Origin of the sequence: Melittangium boletus DSM 14713 (assembly GCF_002305855.1) — a bacterium.
In the GTDB taxonomy this organism is placed as follows: domain Bacteria; phylum Myxococcota; class Myxococcia; order Myxococcales; family Myxococcaceae; genus Cystobacter; species Cystobacter boletus.
Genome location: NZ_CP022163.1, coordinates 3,643,518 through 3,658,192, shown reverse-complemented (window position 1 = coordinate 3,658,192; position 14,675 = coordinate 3,643,518). Strand labels below are relative to the sequence as shown.

18 protein-coding genes are annotated in these 14,675 nt (G+C 67.5%); 3 read left to right on the top strand and 15 right to left on the bottom strand.

Annotated features, from left to right (window positions below):
• Window positions 1-48 precede the first annotated feature (48 nt).
• On the top strand, window positions 49-774 hold the full coding sequence (locus MEBOL_RS15395) for a M15 family metallopeptidase (RefSeq protein WP_425437619.1): 726 nt from the start codon (window positions 49-51) through the stop codon (window positions 772-774).
• 7 nt (window positions 775-781) lie between these two features.
• Here MEBOL_RS15395 and MEBOL_RS15390 read toward each other — a convergent pair whose 3' ends face one another.
• Window positions 782-1,882, bottom strand: a complete 1,101-nt coding sequence (locus tag MEBOL_RS15390) for a Kelch repeat-containing protein (protein ID WP_095978139.1) — start codon at window positions 1,880-1,882, stop codon at window positions 782-784.
• 168 nt (window positions 1,883-2,050) lie between these two features.
• Here MEBOL_RS15390 and MEBOL_RS15385 point away from each other — a divergent pair, with 168 nt between their 5' ends.
• Entirely contained in the window at window positions 2,051-2,674 is a 624-nt protein-coding gene (locus MEBOL_RS15385; protein WP_095978138.1) for a glutathione S-transferase family protein, read from the top strand.
• Window positions 2,675-2,713: 39 nt separating this feature from the next.
• Here the strand turns inward: MEBOL_RS15385 and MEBOL_RS15380 are convergent, their stop codons facing one another.
• The 12 genes from MEBOL_RS15380 to MEBOL_RS15325 all read right to left on the bottom strand — a co-directional run bounded on the left by MEBOL_RS15380 (window position 2,714) and on the right by MEBOL_RS15325 (window position 10,731).
• Entirely contained in the window at window positions 2,714-3,583 is an 870-nt protein-coding gene (locus MEBOL_RS15380) for an alpha/beta fold hydrolase (protein ID WP_095978137.1), read from the bottom strand.
• Window positions 3,584-3,608: 25 nt separating this feature from the next.
• Complete coding sequence (locus MEBOL_RS15375; RefSeq protein ID WP_095978136.1) at window positions 3,609-4,244, bottom strand: NAD(P)-dependent oxidoreductase; 636 nt, start codon at window positions 4,242-4,244, stop codon at window positions 3,609-3,611.
• Window positions 4,245-4,277: 33 nt separating this feature from the next.
• Entirely contained in the window at window positions 4,278-4,595 is a 318-nt protein-coding gene (locus tag MEBOL_RS15370) for an antibiotic biosynthesis monooxygenase family protein (RefSeq protein WP_095978135.1), read from the bottom strand.
• Window positions 4,592-4,912 (bottom strand): antibiotic biosynthesis monooxygenase family protein, encoded by a 321-nt coding sequence (locus tag MEBOL_RS15365; protein ID WP_095978134.1) that lies wholly within the window; start codon window positions 4,910-4,912, stop codon window positions 4,592-4,594. The genes MEBOL_RS15370 and MEBOL_RS15365 overlap by 4 nt, the downstream gene beginning before the upstream one ends.
• Window positions 4,912-5,646 carry an SDR family NAD(P)-dependent oxidoreductase gene (locus MEBOL_RS15360; protein ID WP_095978133.1) on the bottom strand — a complete coding sequence of 245 codons (735 nt, stop codon included), beginning with the start codon at window positions 5,644-5,646 and terminating at the stop codon, window positions 4,912-4,914. The genes MEBOL_RS15365 and MEBOL_RS15360 overlap by 1 nt, the downstream gene beginning before the upstream one ends.
• Window positions 5,636-6,103 (bottom strand): SRPBCC family protein, encoded by a 468-nt coding sequence (locus MEBOL_RS15355; RefSeq protein ID WP_095978132.1) that lies wholly within the window; start codon window positions 6,101-6,103, stop codon window positions 5,636-5,638. The genes MEBOL_RS15360 and MEBOL_RS15355 overlap by 11 nt, the downstream gene beginning before the upstream one ends.
• Window positions 6,104-6,105: 2 nt before the next feature.
• Window positions 6,106-6,372 (bottom strand): phosphopantetheine-binding protein, encoded by a 267-nt coding sequence (locus MEBOL_RS15350; RefSeq protein WP_157774996.1) that lies wholly within the window; start codon window positions 6,370-6,372, stop codon window positions 6,106-6,108.
• Window positions 6,373-6,425: 53 nt separating this feature from the next.
• Window positions 6,426-7,658: a ketosynthase chain-length factor gene (locus MEBOL_RS15345; RefSeq protein WP_218920909.1), complete on the bottom strand. Its 1,233-nt coding sequence runs from the start codon at window positions 7,656-7,658 to the stop codon at window positions 6,426-6,428.
• Complete coding sequence (locus tag MEBOL_RS15340; protein ID WP_095978130.1) at window positions 7,655-8,926, bottom strand: beta-ketoacyl-[acyl-carrier-protein] synthase family protein; 1,272 nt, start codon at window positions 8,924-8,926, stop codon at window positions 7,655-7,657. Before MEBOL_RS15340 ends, MEBOL_RS15345 begins: the two co-directional genes overlap by 4 nt.
• On the bottom strand, window positions 8,923-9,249 hold the full coding sequence (locus MEBOL_RS15335; RefSeq protein ID WP_218920908.1) for a cupin domain-containing protein: 327 nt from the start codon (window positions 9,247-9,249) through the stop codon (window positions 8,923-8,925). Before MEBOL_RS15335 ends, MEBOL_RS15340 begins: the two co-directional genes overlap by 4 nt.
• Window positions 9,250-9,394: 145 nt before the next feature.
• Window positions 9,395-9,724, bottom strand: coding sequence for a TcmI family type II polyketide cyclase (locus tag MEBOL_RS15330; protein WP_218920907.1), 330 nt, complete (start codon window positions 9,722-9,724; stop codon window positions 9,395-9,397).
• A complete protein-coding gene (locus MEBOL_RS15325; protein WP_157774994.1) occupies window positions 9,721-10,731 on the bottom strand; it encodes an amidohydrolase family protein in 1,011 nt (336 codons plus the stop codon). The genes MEBOL_RS15330 and MEBOL_RS15325 overlap by 4 nt, the downstream gene beginning before the upstream one ends.
• Window positions 10,732-11,138: 407 nt before the next feature.
• Here MEBOL_RS15325 and MEBOL_RS15320 point away from each other — a divergent pair, with 407 nt between their 5' ends.
• On the top strand, window positions 11,139-12,278 hold the full coding sequence (locus tag MEBOL_RS15320; RefSeq protein WP_095978127.1) for an alpha/beta hydrolase family protein: 1,140 nt from the start codon (window positions 11,139-11,141) through the stop codon (window positions 12,276-12,278).
• A 73-nt stretch (window positions 12,279-12,351) separates the two neighbouring features.
• Here MEBOL_RS15320 and MEBOL_RS15315 read toward each other — a convergent pair whose 3' ends face one another.
• Together MEBOL_RS15315 and MEBOL_RS15310 are read right to left on the bottom strand one after the other, a co-directional pair.
• Window positions 12,352-14,031, bottom strand: coding sequence for an FAD-dependent monooxygenase (locus MEBOL_RS15315; protein ID WP_095978126.1), 1,680 nt, complete (start codon window positions 14,029-14,031; stop codon window positions 12,352-12,354).
• 2 nt (window positions 14,032-14,033) lie between these two features.
• Window positions 14,034-14,522, bottom strand: coding sequence for a DUF3598 family protein (locus MEBOL_RS15310; protein WP_095978125.1), 489 nt, complete (start codon window positions 14,520-14,522; stop codon window positions 14,034-14,036).
• Window positions 14,523-14,675: the final 153 nt, after the last annotated feature.

Below are 14,675 nucleotides of genomic sequence, written 5' to 3'. Positions count from 1 at the left end.
CACTCTGGGGCGGTGCGTTCCTTCCTGTTCTCATCCTTCTTTCCCCTCGTGCTCCTGTTCGCGGGTCCGGTCCGCGCCGAGGAGGCGCCTCCGCGCGCGTTGGCATGTCTGTCCCGGTGGTACGCCGTGCGGCCCGTGCGCGTGGGGGACGCGTGGCATGCGCAGGTGGGGGCGGCCACCTTTCCCTGGGACGATGGCCGGACGAAGTCCTTCGAGGAGAAGCTGGCCTCGCCGGACCTGGAGGACACCTTCTCCCAGCCGTATGTCTCCGGCCCCGTGCGCCCGGTGACTCGGGAGAACGAGGACCCTGGCCGCATCCGCTTCGATCCGCTCTTCCTCGCCACCTACGGGGACCGCCCGGCCCGCGTGGACGTGGTGGAGATCGTCTTCCTGGGACAGCGCTTGAAGGTCCACCGCAAGGTGGCCCCCGCCTTCCTGCGCGTGGCGGAGCGGTTGGAGCGGGCCCTGCGCGACACTCCCTCCCTGCGTCCGTACCTGCGTTCCCTGGGGGGCACCTTCTCGTGGCGGAAGATCGCCCGCACGCAACGCCAGAGCGCGCATTCCTATGGGGTGTCACTCGACCTGAACGTGGCCCTTTCCCACTACTGGGACTGGGCCCGCCCCCGCGAGCCGGTGCGGTGGACGAACCAGATTCCCCCGGCCATCGTGGAGGCCTTCGAGGCCGAGGGGTTCATCTGGGGCGGGCGCTGGTACCACTACGACACGATGCACTTCGAGTACCGGCCCGAACTCCTGGATGCCGCGTGCCGGTAGGCCCGGCTCAGGGCGTGTAGCGCGTGGTCTCCGAGCCCGCGAACAGGACCTGGCCGGTGTGCAGCAGGCCGGTCCTCCGGGCGTGGAGTCCCGGCTTCCCACTGGTCGAGAGCGTCCAGGTGTTGGTGGTGGGATCGTAGATTTCGGCGGAGTCTCCGCTCGCGGCCATCACCTGGCCCGAGTAGAGCAGGATCAAGGCGTGATCCTGTCCCCGCGCCTGCTTCATGTCGGGACCGCGCGTCCACTGGTCGTTGAAGGGGTCGTACAGGTACGTCTCCGCGGTGTCGCCCTGGCCATTGCCGCCGCCCGTCAGCAGCACCTGACCCGAGTACAGCCGTATCGTGGAGTGGAAGGCGTGGGGGCCCGGGACATTCGTCGCGGTCCGCCAACTGTTGGTGCTGGGGTTGTAGATTTCCGCGTTGCGAGCCGGGGAGACGCTGCCGGTCACCAGCACTTCCCCCGAGTAGAGCTTCGTCGCCGCCTGGAAGAAGCCGACGATGGCCTTGGGCCCCGTGTAGCTCCAGGTGCCGGTGTCGGGGTCATACACCTCCGCGGTGGAGGTGAAGGTGCCTCCGTGCGCCATGCCGCCGGTGACCAGCACCTTGCCGGAGTCCAGCAGGGTGAGCGTGAACGAGGAGCGGCCCGTGTTGAGCGAGCCCGTATAGCTCCAGGTGCCCGTGTCCGGGTCATACAGCTCCGCGGTCGGGCTGCCGGACGTGGTGCTGTTGGAGCCGCCGACCACCAGCACCTTCCCCGAGGCGAGCCGGGTCGCGCGCGCGTTGACCCGCGCCTCGTTGGGTGCGCCCGTGACGGTCCAGGTGTCCGTGTAGGGGTCGTACAGCTCCGCGCTTCGCAAGCGGGTCCCGCCTTGGATGCCGCCCTCCACCAGCACCAGACCCGAGTTGAGTACCGTGAGGGTGTGATCCGAGCGCGACGCCTTCATGGGCGCGTTGATCGTCCAGGTGGCCGCCGTCGTGCCCAGACCCTCGGACCGCGAGGCCATGGAGGTGCCGTTCGCGGCATCCGAGGGCTCCACCGGTGCTCCACAACCGCTGGCGAGGGGAAGGGCGCCAGCGAGCAGCAGTGATAACCGCAACGTCTTGTGCATGGGGGATCTCCTTGGGGGAAACGCTCGGGGTGGGAGCGTCTCGGAGCGCCAGCTCCGTGCCTCTTCACGCAAGGGCGGTGTGTTTATTCTGGGCGTGCGGAGAATTCGGAAGTCGCTCCATCTGGCTCGGGGGGTGGCATGCTCGCCGCCTTCCCCAGGAGGACACACATGAGTGGAGAAGTCGTTTTCTATCACAACCCCCAGTCGCGGGCGCAGATGGCCCACTGGATGCTCCACGAGGTGGGTGCGCCCTTCCGCGTCGTGCGCATCGACTTCGAGAAGGCGGAGCACAAGAGCCCGGAGTTCCTCGCCATCAACCCGATGGGCAAGCTGCCGACGCTCGTCCATGACGGCACCGTCGTCACCGAGACGGCCGCGATCATCGCGTACCTCGCCGATGCGTTCCCCCAGGCGGGCCTGGCGCCGCCGCCGGGTGACAAGCGCCGGGGCACCTATTACCGCTGGCTCTTCTTCGGAGCGGGCTGTTTCGAGCCCGCGCTCCTCGACACCATGTTCAAGCGCCCGCCCGTCGAGCGCAAGGGCGCCATCGGCTACGGCAGCTACGAGGACACGATTGGCGCGCTCAAGACGATGCTCGCCCAGGGACCCTACATCCTCGGGGACCAGTTCAGCGCGGCGGATGTCTACGTCGGCTCCGAGATCAGCTGGGCCATGTCGTTCAAGGCGCCGGGATTGGATGAGCCCCTCTTCAAGGACTACATCGCGCGGATCACGGCGCGCCCCGCCTACAAGCGGGCGGCGATCGCCGACGGCCGCACCGACCTGAAGTAGGGGACAAGGCCCGGTGGAACGCTCCGCCGGGCCCTCCCGCTACTCGCGCATGCCATCCACGACGTGCACGTGGCGCAGGAGGACGTCCGCGAGCCGGGGCACGACGGCGCGGGGAATCGCATGCCCCATGCCCTCGATCGTCACCAGGGTCGAGCGCGGCAGGTTCTCCGCCAGGTGCCGCGCGTTGGAGGCGGGGCTGATGGGATCCTCCGGCGTGGCGATGACGAGCGTGGGCACGGTGACGTGGACGAGCTCCGCCCCACGTTGCAGCGCCGAGTAGTCGGCCCGTGCGTGGGCGCCTGGATTGTCGGGCCGGCCCGCGTGGGCCATGATCCGCTCCTCCTGCTTCCGGAACTCCTCGGGGTCGAAGGGGATCGCCCGCCCGTTGAGCCTGCGCCAGTTCTCGAGCCGCCACGCGAGCTCCGCCTCGCGGTCGCGGGGCTCGAACATGTGCGTCCAGAACTCGAGCAGCTCCGGATCGACGGGGGCTTGCAGCGTGCCGTCGGCGAGCGCGGGCGTGCCCCCCAGGGCCGCGGCACCAAAGACCGCCGCGCTGAGCAGCCGCTCGGGGTGGGCGACCAGGAGCCACTGGACGAGCAGGCTTCCCAACGACATGCCCACGACGTGCGCGCGGTCGATCTCCAGCTCATCGAGAATGACCAGGGCGTCCTCGGCCAGTCGCGTCAGCGGGTAGGGCTTCGTGTCGAAGGCCCAGGTGGAGGCACCGGTGTCCCGGTGGTCATAGCGGATGACCCGGTGGTCCCGGGCCAGCAGATCCACGAGCGCGTCGGGCCAGGCCAGTCCCGACGCGTTGGCGCCCATGATGAGCAGGATGGCGGGCGCTCCCTCCGGACCTCGTGATTCGACCCAGAGCGAGACTCCCTCGGTGACCTCGACGAAGCGTTCCATGGCGTCAGCCTCGCATGCTCGCGGGCTAGTACGCCACCGCGACGCCCTGACGGATGTACTTCCGGGCATCCAACTCCCCGACGAGGAACTCCGCGACGTCCCCCCGGGCGATCTTGTTCCCACCCTTGATGCAGTAGGTCTCTTCCTGTCGGTAGTGACCCTTCGGGGGTTTGTCCACCAGCCGGGGGGGCCGGACGATGGTCCAGGCGGACAGCTTGCTGTGCTTGACGGCATCCTCCATGCGGGCCATGTCCGCGAAGACATCCTTGAGGAAGAACGGTTTGACGATGTAGTTGAGGATGAAGGGAGCGCCGGGATCCTTGCCTGGGTAAGCGCCGCCCGCCGAGATGCACAACAACCGCTCGACCTTCTGCTTCTCCATCGCGTCGATGATGTTGCGGATGCTGTCGGAATAGAGCGTCACGTGCTTGGTATTCGAGCCGGAGCCGATGGTGGAGATCACCGCTTCCTGCCCGGCGATGGTCTTTTCCACGGCGGCGGGATCGGTCACGTCGCCTTGGATGACCTTGAGCCGCTCATGGGTCGTGGTCAGCTTGGAGGGGGTCCGGACCAGGGCGGTGACGGTGTGGCCTCGTGCGAGCGCCTGCTCCAGGACGAGGTGCCCGGTGGCGCCCGAGGCGCCAAAGAGTGCGAGCTTCATGCGAATGCCTTCCTTCCACGTATGGAAATATGTTCATTCGCGGCTGGGGGAACAACCGTACGCCGCGAGCACTTCGTAGAACGCGGCCCCTGTCGTGTACTGGCGCAATGACTCCAACGTCTTTCCGCGGTGGACGGGGCCCCGCTCCCAGGCACGGAAGGACTCCAGGCTTTCCCACTCACTCAGCACCACGAAATCCGTGGCCTTGGCGCAGGAGTGCAGCAGCTCGTTGCGCACGAGCCCCGGCGTCCCTTCCAGGACGCCGCTGATCTGTCGGTAGAGCTCCTCGATGGTGGAGCGCTCTCCCTCCGGAGCCTGGACGAAGAGCATCACCCGGGTCCGTCCCGTCATGATTCTCGCGCTCCGGGGAGGTGGTGCAGCACCGTCATGGTCTCCATGCTTCCCCTGGCGCGCACCGTCCGGAGCTTGTCGAGGTGCGCGGCATGCTCCCAGCTCTGCTCGAACCGGCGGAAGGTCTCCTCGTCGGGCCAGTCGCTGACGATGACGTACCTGCCCGGAGACTCGCGGCTGGCGGACAGCCACTGGGAGATGTTGTCGGGATGCGCCGCCACCGTCTTGCCCACTTCCAGCCAGACGCGCTCGAACTCCTTCTCATTGCCGGGTTGGACGTCCATCGTGAGCTCCACCCGGAAAACCTTGTCGTCCATCAGATGCCTCCATTGACTTCGAGAGTGATTCCAGAAACGAACCGGGAGAGGTCGCTGGCGAGGTAGAGCACCGCGCCGGCGATGTCCTCGGGCTGGCCGAGCCGGCCGACCGCCGCCATGGCCTCGTACTTCTTGCGTTGCTCGGGTGTCAGCCGGGAGACCATGTCCGTCTCGATGATGCCCGGCGCCAGGGTGTTGACCCGGATGCCCCGGGGCCCCAATTCCTTGCACAGCGATCGGGTCAACCCAATGATTCCCGCCTTCGAGGCGGTGTAGTGCGCGCAGGCCGCCATTCCCCGCGTGGCGACGCTCGAGCCGACGTTGATCACCGAGGCGCCCTCCGACAGCAGGGGCAGTGCCTCACGGACCACCAGGTAGATGGAGGTGAGGTTGGTGTCCAGCATCCGGTGCCACTCCGCCGGGGTGAGATCCGAGAGCGGGATGTGGCTGATCGCCCCGGCGTTGTTCACCACGATGTCCAACCGCTCGAAGCGCTCGCGGCAGGTCTCGAACAGCCGCGCCACGTCCTCCTCCCGGCACACGTCCGCCTGCACGAGCGTGATGTTGCCGAGCTCCTGGGCCTCGCGGGCCAGTGACTCCACCGCCTCGCTCCGTTGGCGGTAGCAGGCCACCACGTTGACGCCCTGTCGCGCGAGCGCGAGCGTGATGGCGCGGCCGATGCCTCGGGAACCGCCGGTGACCAGCGCGTTCCTGCCCTTCAACTCAAGCTGCATGGTGCTCTCCCCGCGACGCTTCTTCCACCAGGCGCTTGATGCGGCTCATCTGGATGGCCGAGTTCTCGTTGATGCGCTCGGTCATCGCCTCGTCATCGACCGGTGCGCTCGGCTTCATCTTGAACTGCTGCTGCCAGCGCATCTCGATGCCGTCCTCGACCTGGAGGTAGGACCACTGGATGTTCATGTATTCGAACGGGCCGGGCTCGACCCGCCGCGCGCGCACCGTGCGGGTCTCCGGATCCACGGTGCGCTCGGACACCCAGCTCCACACCTTCCCGTTCGCGTCGGGGTGCATGGTCAACCGGAAGCGCACGGTCGGGCCGTCCCGATCCAGGATCTCCACGGCCGCGTACTCGCTGAACAGGGAGGGCCAGGACTCGAGGTCATTGGTCATTCGCCACACGAGATCCATGGGCGCGTGGATGATGATCGAATTGTCGGTATTGCCCACCATGATCAGACCCCCATGTGGATGTAGTCGTTGTTGGCCGCGTTGTCGTTGACGTAGGCAAGGGCCAGGCGCGGCGTCATCTTCTGGAACATCAACTCCTGGATCGGAACGCCGAAGTCCTGGGTGAGCCGGGCCTCCACCTGCAGGATGGCGAGCGAATCGCAGCCGAGCTCGGGGAAGGTGTTGTCCAACCCGTCCTCCGTCACGATGTTGGGTTCTCCCATGCACTCGTGGATGATCTGATTCAGATGTTCGATGGTCAGTTTTCGCATCGTCTTTCCCTCGTGGGTTGATTCAGGTGGTTGAGCCATCCAGGTTCCGGGGCTCACCCGGTGCGCCGCACCACCACGGCCGAGTTGAAGCCTCCGAAGCCTCGGGCGAGCACCAGCGCGGTGCTCACTGGCGCCTTCCTCGGCTTGTCGAGAACCAGGTCGAGATCACAGCCAGGCGCGAGCTCTCGGGTTCCCATGGTGGGTGGAATGACCGAGTCGGTGATTGTGAGCAGCGCCGCGACGACATCCAGGGCGGCTCCACCGGCATACAGCCGGCCAGTCATCGTCTTCGGCGCGGTGACCGGCACGCCCCTCGGTCCGAACAGGCGGATGAGGGCCTCGGCCTCGATGCGGTCGAGCGCGGGGATTCCGGCTGCGTCCGCGAACACGACGTCGATGTCTTTCGGGGCGATGCCCGCATCGGCGAGTGCCTGCTCGGCGGCGCGGTACAGGCCCGGCTCCCGGCCCGAGCCCGGCCGTGGATCGAAGGTGGCCGCGTATCCGGCGATCTCTCCGTAGAGCCGTTCGACGCCCCGCGCGCGGGCCGCCGCTTCGTCCTCCAGGATGAACATGGCTCCTCCTTCGCCGGGGACGTAGCCGCAGGCCTCCGTGTCGAAGGGGACGTAGGCCCGTGAGGGCTCCGCCCGGTGGCTGAGCAAGCCATGGGAGAGCTGGCACGTCAGCGCGTAGGGACTCAAGGGCGCCTCCGTGCCGCCCGCGAGCGCCATCCGCGCCCCGTTGCGCAGCACCCGGCGGGCATGCCCCACCGCGTCCAACCCTCCCGCCTGTTCCGACACCACCGAGGAGCAGGTCCCCTTCATCCCGTATTTGATCGAGAGCTGTCCGGTGCTCGCCGCGTAGAACCAGCCGATGGACTGGTACACGCTCACGAACTGCGGGCCCTTGCTCCACAACCGCTCGATCTCCCGCTGGCCGAACTCGTTGCCGCCCGAGGAGCTGGCGCTGATGACGGACATCTCGTAGGCCTGCATCTTCCGGGGATCCAGCCGGGCGTCCTCCAGCGCCATGGAGGCGGCGGCCAGTCCGAACTGCGTCCACAAGTCCGTCTGGACGATGAGCCGCCCATCCACGAGCTGCGAGGGGTTGAAGTCGCGGACCTCGCCCGCGAGCTGGATGGGATAGAGGCCGGGATCGAAGCGGGTGGGGCGCTGGAGTCCTCCGCGGCCGCTCAGCGTGGCATCCCACCAGGCGCGGACGCCCAATCCGTTCGGGGCGATGGCCGAGATGCCGGTGATGACGGCACGGCCGCTATCGAGTGCGTTCAAGACGACACCTCCTTGGGGCGCGCGAGCAACATGGCGGTCTGGAAGCCACCGAAGCCGCTTCCGACACTGAGGACCACGTCCACCCGCTGCTCGCGCGGAACCTGGGGCACGTAGTCGAGATCGCATTCCGGATCCGGCGTGCGCAGGTTGGCCGTGGGAGGAATCACTCCCCGTTGGATGGTCAGGGCGCACGCCGCGATTTCCAGCGAGCCGATGGCCCCGAGCGAGTGGCCGATCACCGACTTGATGGAGCTGACCGGTACCGCGTACGCATGCGCGCCCAGGCTCTTCTTGAAGGCCGCCGTCTCGTGTCTGTCGTTCTGACGCGTGCTGGAGCCGTGCGCGTTGATATAGCCAATCCGCTCCGGCTCCATCCTCGCCTGCCGCATCGCCACGCGGATGGCCTCGGCCATCTCCTCGCCGTCGGGGCGCAGGCCGGTCATGTGGTAGGCATTGGCCCGGCAGGCGAACCCGACGACCTCGCAGTAGATGTGGGCTCCCCGCCGGCGCGCATGCTCGAGTTCCTCGAGGACGAAGACCGCGGACCCCTCGCCCAGCACGAAGCCGTCGCGGTTCATGTCGAACGGGCGGCTGGCGTGCTCGGGATCATCGTTGTTGGGCGACGTGGCCTTGATGGCGTCGAAGCAGGCGACGGAGATGGGCGAGATGGGCGCGTCCGATGCACCGGTGATCATCACGTCCGCGGAGCCCTCCTCGATGAGCTGGAAGGCATGGCCCACCGCGTCCAGTCCCGAGGTGCACCCATTGGAGATGACGGCCGAGGGGCCCTCGGCGCCGGCCAGCCAGGCCACCTCCGCGGCGAGCGTGCTCGGAATCAGGCTGAGGTACAGGTGAGGCGTGGCGTAGGCGGGATCCACCTGCCACTTGCGGCCTCCGTCACTGACGACGACGTACTCGTCCTCCAGCGACATCGTGCACCCCACCGCGCTGCCGATGCTGACGCCCGTGCGATGGGGCTCGCTCGGCGTCGACTTCAGTCCGCTGTCCGCCAAGGCCTCCCGCGCCGCGACGGCCGCGAACTGCACGCAGCGGTCCATCCTGCGCGCCTCCTGGGGGGACAGCCCCTCGCGCTTCGGATCGAAGTCGCACTCGGCGGCGATCCGCGAACGGAAGTTCGTGGGATCGAACAGGGAGATCCGCCGGATGGCGGAGCGCCCGGACAGGAGCCGGTCCCAGAAGGCCTTGACCCCGATGCCCCCCGGCGCGACCACGCCGATGCCGGTGAGGGCGACCCTGCGGCGATTCATTGCCCACCTCCCACGGCCGCCTGCACGGAGTTGGGATAGGGCTCGGTGTCGACGTGACCCAGCTCCGGCCGGGGGGCCAGCGGGCAGAGCTGGAACACGAGCGACGCGGGCTCCATCCCGGCGTTCTCCAAGCGGTGGCGGGCGTTCTTCGGCACCAGGAGGGCTTCGCCAGCGCTCAAGGGGATGGGCTCGCCATTGATTCGCGCGATGATCGCCCCCCGCGTCACGTAGAGGAATTCCTCCGAGTAGGGATGGTAGTGCTCCGAGATGAACTCCCCGGGCTCGAGGTGCGCCACGCCCATGAACCCAGAGGTGGAGCCCACGGTCTTCGGGCTGAGAAGGACTCTCACATCACCCCCGCGACGGTGGTCCGCGTGAGCATTGCTGGCCAGGATTTTGGTGATCTGTGGTTGGCTCATGACATTGAAATTGGGATGGGGGGGATGTGTGACAAGAGGGCCGCGGGGACTACTTCGAGTGCCAGGAGTAGAATTCGTACGCCATGGCGTCGCTCGGGCCGCGCCAGGTGGCGGGGTCGTACGGCGAGATGTAGCGGGCCAGCTTCGTGTTCACGTCGAGGAAGAGCGGGTGCTCCCGCATGCGGACGAGGTGCGGCTCGATCTCCCGCTCCGACTCGAACAGGTGGAAATAGAGGCCCTTGAAGTGGAACAGGTTTCGATGGGTGACGCCGAGCAGCCGTGGGAGCTCTCCCGCGTCGGACTCCGCGAAGATGTTCGCCACGACGTTCGCGCTCAGGGGGTTCATCCGCGCCACGATCAACTTCTTGTACGAGTTCACCGAGCCTCCTCGATGGGTTGGGAATGGGTCATCACCGTGCTCCGATGGGCCGGGCCGCCGAGTTCGAAGATGCGCGAGGCGTTGTCTCCGAGGATGGCCCGTTGTTCCTCCGCGCTCAGAGGCAGCGCCTCGATCTCGCGGATCTTGTGTGCGTGGACCACCGGGACCGGTGGCCAGTCGCTGCCGAACAACAGATGCGACGCTCCGAGCACCTTCAGGTTGGCGAGGTGGAGATCGCGATTGTCCGCGGTCGTATCGGCGTACAGCCTCCGGATCAGTTCGCTGGGGGGCGTGCGGGTCCGCTGATCGCGGAGCCCTTCTGGCTTCTTGCCCGCCCCGGCCCAGAGCTGGGAACGCCAGGCGATATCCAACCGGGAGCCAATCAGGCTCAGGGCTCCAGCGCTCGCCGTGCCGATGATTCGCAGCGAGGGGTATTGCTCCAGCCGGCCAGAGAGGACGAGTGCCGACAGGCCCAGGGTGACGTCGCAGTAGCGGCCCACCATGTCGAACAAGCCGTAGTCGGAGATTCCCTGGCAGCAGACGGGATCCATCCCGGAGTGGACCATCACCGGAACGCCCCGCGTGGCGGCGAAGGCGAAGAAGCCGTCCGCCCTGGGGGAGTCGAGGTATTCACCATGCCCGCTGGGGTTGGTGATGATTCCGACGAACTCCTCGCGGCCCAGGTACTCCTCGGCCGCCGCGAGCACCGTGTCGTCCGCGAACGGATCGCAGTAGACATAGGCCCGCAGCCGGTCGCGGTGTTTCGCGACGGTCGCGCCGAGCCAGTCATGGAAGGCGCGCAGCTTGTCCAGGGGCTGCTCGTAGTTCCCCCCTCGCGAGGCCGGGACCAGGGTGCCCGGACCGCTCGGGCTCCCGATGAGCGTGAGGTCGATCCCCGCCTCGGCCTTGACCTCGATGAGTCGCTCCACGTCGAGGAGGCTGGGAGGAACAGGGGCGCGCTTCGCCAATTCGGGATGGGCGAGGTGCGAGTGGATGTCGATGATCATGAAAGAATGTCCTTCGCGAGTGATTCGTTCGCGTCCTCGGGTCTCCGGAGCGAATCCGTGAGGAGTTGAAGCAGCTCGGATGAGAAGTCGATGATGTGAGTTTGTGAGTAGCCATTGCTCGTGAGCTCGCGAAACATCGAACTCGCCATGATCCGGATGGCCTTGCTCCGTTCGGCGGACGCTACGTCCTGCTGAGTGGTGTTCGTGGTTTCCATTGAGTTCCATCCCCCGCGTTTCAGGGCGTCAGAAGGCATGGGCGTGATTTGTGACCGGGTGCCCTCCGGGGTTTTCCGGCGGCTCGCCTGGCCAGCGGGCGACCGGAACCCGGCGCCTGGTTGGCCAGTCGGTCACATCGCGGCGATGGCTCCTCTTTCGGAAGGATTTCAGAAAAGGCGGATGCCGGGAGGATGACCTTGCTGACCCAGGAAGCCCATGCGTGGACGATGAAGACGGAGCGAGTCCCCGACGCCATGCGCATGCAGTGCGAGCCGTTCCTCGCCCACATGCATTTGTCGGGGATCGAGTGGCGGGACATCTTGCTCGCACTCGCGGGGATGGAGGTCGACGATCTATGCGATGACTGGAACGACTGGCACACGCGCTGGAGCGAACTCGGGCGCGGCTACGAGAATCAGGCACGGCAAGGGGACGTGCGGAGCAATCGCGCCGCCTTGAGGCAGACCCTGCTGAGGGCCGCCGCCTGCCACCACATGGCGGAGCTCATGTTCTTCGACAACCCCGAGGCGAAGTTCATGACGCGTCGGCGGGTGACGCGCCTGTTCCTGGACGCCTGCCCCCTCCTGCCGTACGAGGTCCGGAGGCTGTCCATTCCGCATGGGGACCTTCAGCTCCCGGCCTACCTCCTGCGCGCCCGTTGGTCGGAGCCGGCCCCGTGTGTGTTGCTGTTGAACAGCCTCAGCTCGGCCAAGGAGAGCGAATTGCTCGTCCTCGCGCGGGCCTTCCTGGCCCAGGGCCTCTCGGTCCTGCTCTTCGACGGTCCTGGTCAAGGGGAACTGGCGGGACTTCACCGCATGGTCATCTCCTTCGAGCGGGTCGTCGAGAGCGTCCTGGCTCATGTGCGTGCGTTCCCGGAGATCGACTCCGATCGGATGGGAATCTGTGGCCTTGGCCATGGAGGCTACCTGGCGGCGAGAAGCGCCGCGCTGCTCCCCGGCCAGCTCAAGGCCTGCGCTTGCCTCTCGGCGGGATACGACCACGACCACCATCTCCGACTGAGCCCGCTGGTGCGTCAGGAGTTGCGGTACGTGTTTGGTCAGCCCCATGACGCCGCCATGAACCGGCTCGCCCGGGAGGAGCTGAACCTGCGATCGATTCCCCGGCTCTCCGCGCCCCTGCTCGCCATCCACGGCAAACAGGACACGGTCGTGCCCTACGACTCCTGCATCCGGCTGCTCGACTGGGCGCGAGGTGACAAGGACCTGCGCTGCTACCCCGAGGAGCGCCATGGCTGCGTGGAGCGCACCGATGATTTCCTCCCGTACCTGGGGCGCTGGATGGCGGGCAGCCTGGGCTCCCCTCGGTGCTGAACGCCCCCGGCGGGTGCTCGGACGCTCCCCCCTGGACGGACGATCGTCCAGGGGGGAGCGGCGCTTCAGGGCCTCACCCGGCGACCTGCCGCTCCTCGTGCGCGGGCTTCTCCAGGGGCGGGCCCAGGCGCCTGGCGAGTTCCGCCACCAGGGGCTTCACCTGGATGGGCTGGGCCCGGTGGGCCACGTACCCGTCCGGACGGACCAGGTAGAGGCACGCGGCCCCCGCGCCGAAGCAGCGGTGCACCTCGCCTGTCGCGTCTCCCAGCGTGTGGAACCCAGACGCCGCGCCGATCACCACCGCCCGCGCTCGGAGCAAGTCAGGCCCGTGGGACTCCTCGAGCTGGCGGGCGAGCGCCCCCAATCGCGCGGACGTCTCCTGATCGGAGTGCCGCCCGGCGAACAGCAACAGCGTGTGATGGGGGCCTCGCAGGACCTCGTGCAGGCGCTCCACGCCCGCTCCCCAGATCGGCAGGTCCGGTACGCGCTCTCCAGGCGCGAGTCCGTCCACGAGCCTCACTTCGCCCGCGTCCTCGCCCGAGATGGACTCGGTGGACAGGGGGCTGTGCCGGTAGTGGATGAACAGCTCGGAGACGAACCGCAGCAGCTTCCGCTCCATGAAGGAGGTCCCGAAGAACAACCGCGCGGCACGGGGCAGCACATGGGCGCGCAGGATCCTCAGCCCGAGGCCTCCGCTGGAGATCAGGGCGAACCGCTTGTCCGTGCCCTCCAGCAGCTTCTGGCCCACGTGGTGGCGCTCCAGGTGGTAGGTGTCCAGCAGCGGCTCCGCCGCGCGCCCCCGTGTGACGAGCGCCAGCTTCCAGGCCAGGTTGTAGGCGTCCTGGATGCCCGTGTTCAGTCCCTGCCCGCCCGCGGGGCTGTGGATGTGCGCCGCGTCCCCGGCGAGGAACACGCGGCCCTGGCGGTAGTTCGGCACACCCAGGCGGTGTTGCCGGTAGCGAGTCATCCAGCTCGGGTCGCTCAGGCGCGTGGGCACCGGCACCATGCGGTCCGTCAGGGCCTGCATCTCCCCCAGCGTGAGCGGATCGGTCTCCTCCTTGCCATCCCGGGGCATGATGAAGGTGAGGCGATAGCGGTTCTCTCCCGGCATGGGGAATGCCCCCACCACGCCGTATCGGGATGGGATGATGAATAGCTCGCCGTGCCCCAGGGGCCAGTCCACGCGCACGTCCACCAGCATGCACGCGTAGTCATACGTCTCGCCCTCGAAGGGGATGCCCGCTTCCTTGCGCACCCGGCTGCGGGCGCCGTCGCATCCGAGCAGCCAGCGCGCACGCACCGTCTCCCTCGCTCCATCCAGATGCCTCAGCGAGATCTCCACGCCCTCGGCGTCTTGTTGAAGGCGCTCGAAGCTCACGCCCCATTCCACCGCGAGGCCGAACGAGGAGAGGTACTCGGTGAGCACCGCCTCGGTCGCGTCCTGGGGAACCATGTGCGGGATGGGATAGTGCGTTCGCAGCCAGGGAAAGGGTTTCATGGGGATGCGCGCTCGCCGCCCGCCCGGACCGAGGACGTTGTAGCCCCCCATGGGTTGGCCACGGGCCAGCAGCTTCTCGGCCATGCCGAAGTCGTCGAAGAGCTCGAGGGTGCGCGATTGCACCACCAGGGCCCTCGACAGGTGCGAGGGCGCTTCGAGCGCATCCACGATGCGGCAGCTCAGGCCATGCCGTGCCAGCTCCGCGGCCATCGTGAGCCCCGTGGGGCCCCCGCCCACCACCAATGCGTCCAACATGTTCACTCCACCCGCGTCTCTCGGATGATGGAGTAGCCCGTGAAGGCGCCTCCGCTGGAGATCTGGGTCGTGTGGAGCCGGGTGTCGCCCTTCACGTTCACCACCTCGACGCTGGTGCTGGGCGTGGGCAGCGCGCTCTCATACGTGTACACGACCGAGTCTCCGACCTGGAGGGCCGTCCCCTTCATGGCCGGGTTGTTCACCACGAAGCCGTCGAGCTTCTTGGAATAGGTGGAGGTGAACTCGATGCGCTGTTGCTGGCCCTGGGCGTCCGTGAGGACGAGCAGCGTGTAGAGGGAGTCGCAGTCGACGCGATTCTCCGACTCGACCTGCATCGAGCCCAGGACCTGGCCATCCAGGGAATATTGGGTCACGGTGCCTCGCCACTTCCCGGAGATCTTCCGGAAGGCGCTCAAGTGGTGGGTTGGGCACTTGCGTCCATGGACGTGGCGCGAGTCGTCGGGCGGGCGATGGGGATGGAGCGAGGCCATGATTCGAATGGTTCCTTTCCCTCCGCTGGAGTGCCCCCGGTTCGTTTGTGACGGACGTCCCCGGAGCGCATGCCCGCCCGCGCGGCGGCGGAGCGGGTTCCGCCCCGGAGTGCCTGGTCCTCACATCCACTTCCGGCGGGCTCCAGTCTCCCA

What these genes read in the sequence shown, in the direction of transcription:
- MEBOL_RS15390 (WP_095978139.1), bottom strand. Translation starts at nt 1,882, where the DNA reads ATGCACAAGACGTTGCGGTTATCACTGCTGCTCGCTGGCGCCCTTCCC.
- MEBOL_RS15385 (WP_095978138.1), top strand. Translation starts at nt 2,051, where the DNA reads ATGAGTGGAGAAGTCGTTTTCTATCACAACCCCCAGTCGCGGGCGCAG.
- MEBOL_RS15380 (WP_095978137.1), bottom strand. Translation starts at nt 3,583, where the DNA reads ATGGAACGCTTCGTCGAGGTCACCGAGGGAGTCTCGCTCTGGGTCGAA.
- MEBOL_RS15375 (WP_095978136.1), bottom strand. Translation starts at nt 4,244, where the DNA reads ATGAAGCTCGCACTCTTTGGCGCCTCGGGCGCCACCGGGCACCTCGTC.
- MEBOL_RS15370 (WP_095978135.1), bottom strand. Translation starts at nt 4,595, where the DNA reads ATGACGGGACGGACCCGGGTGATGCTCTTCGTCCAGGCTCCGGAGGGA.
- MEBOL_RS15365 (WP_095978134.1), bottom strand. Translation starts at nt 4,912, where the DNA reads ATGGACGACAAGGTTTTCCGGGTGGAGCTCACGATGGACGTCCAACCC.
- MEBOL_RS15360 (WP_095978133.1), bottom strand. Translation starts at nt 5,646, where the DNA reads ATGCAGCTTGAGTTGAAGGGCAGGAACGCGCTGGTCACCGGCGGTTCC.
- MEBOL_RS15355 (WP_095978132.1), bottom strand. Translation starts at nt 6,103, where the DNA reads ATGGTGGGCAATACCGACAATTCGATCATCATCCACGCGCCCATGGAT.
- MEBOL_RS15350 (WP_157774996.1), bottom strand. Translation starts at nt 6,372, where the DNA reads ATGCGAAAACTGACCATCGAACATCTGAATCAGATCATCCACGAGTGC.
- MEBOL_RS15340 (WP_095978130.1), bottom strand. Translation starts at nt 8,926, where the DNA reads ATGAATCGCCGCAGGGTCGCCCTCACCGGCATCGGCGTGGTCGCGCCG.
- MEBOL_RS15325 (WP_157774994.1), bottom strand. Translation starts at nt 10,731, where the DNA reads ATGATCATCGACATCCACTCGCACCTCGCCCATCCCGAATTGGCGAAG.
- MEBOL_RS15320 (WP_095978127.1), top strand. Translation starts at nt 11,139, where the DNA reads ATGACCTTGCTGACCCAGGAAGCCCATGCGTGGACGATGAAGACGGAG.
- MEBOL_RS15315 (WP_095978126.1), bottom strand. Translation starts at nt 14,031, where the DNA reads ATGTTGGACGCATTGGTGGTGGGCGGGGGCCCCACGGGGCTCACGATG.
- MEBOL_RS15310 (WP_095978125.1), bottom strand. Translation starts at nt 14,522, where the DNA reads ATGGCCTCGCTCCATCCCCATCGCCCGCCCGACGACTCGCGCCACGTC.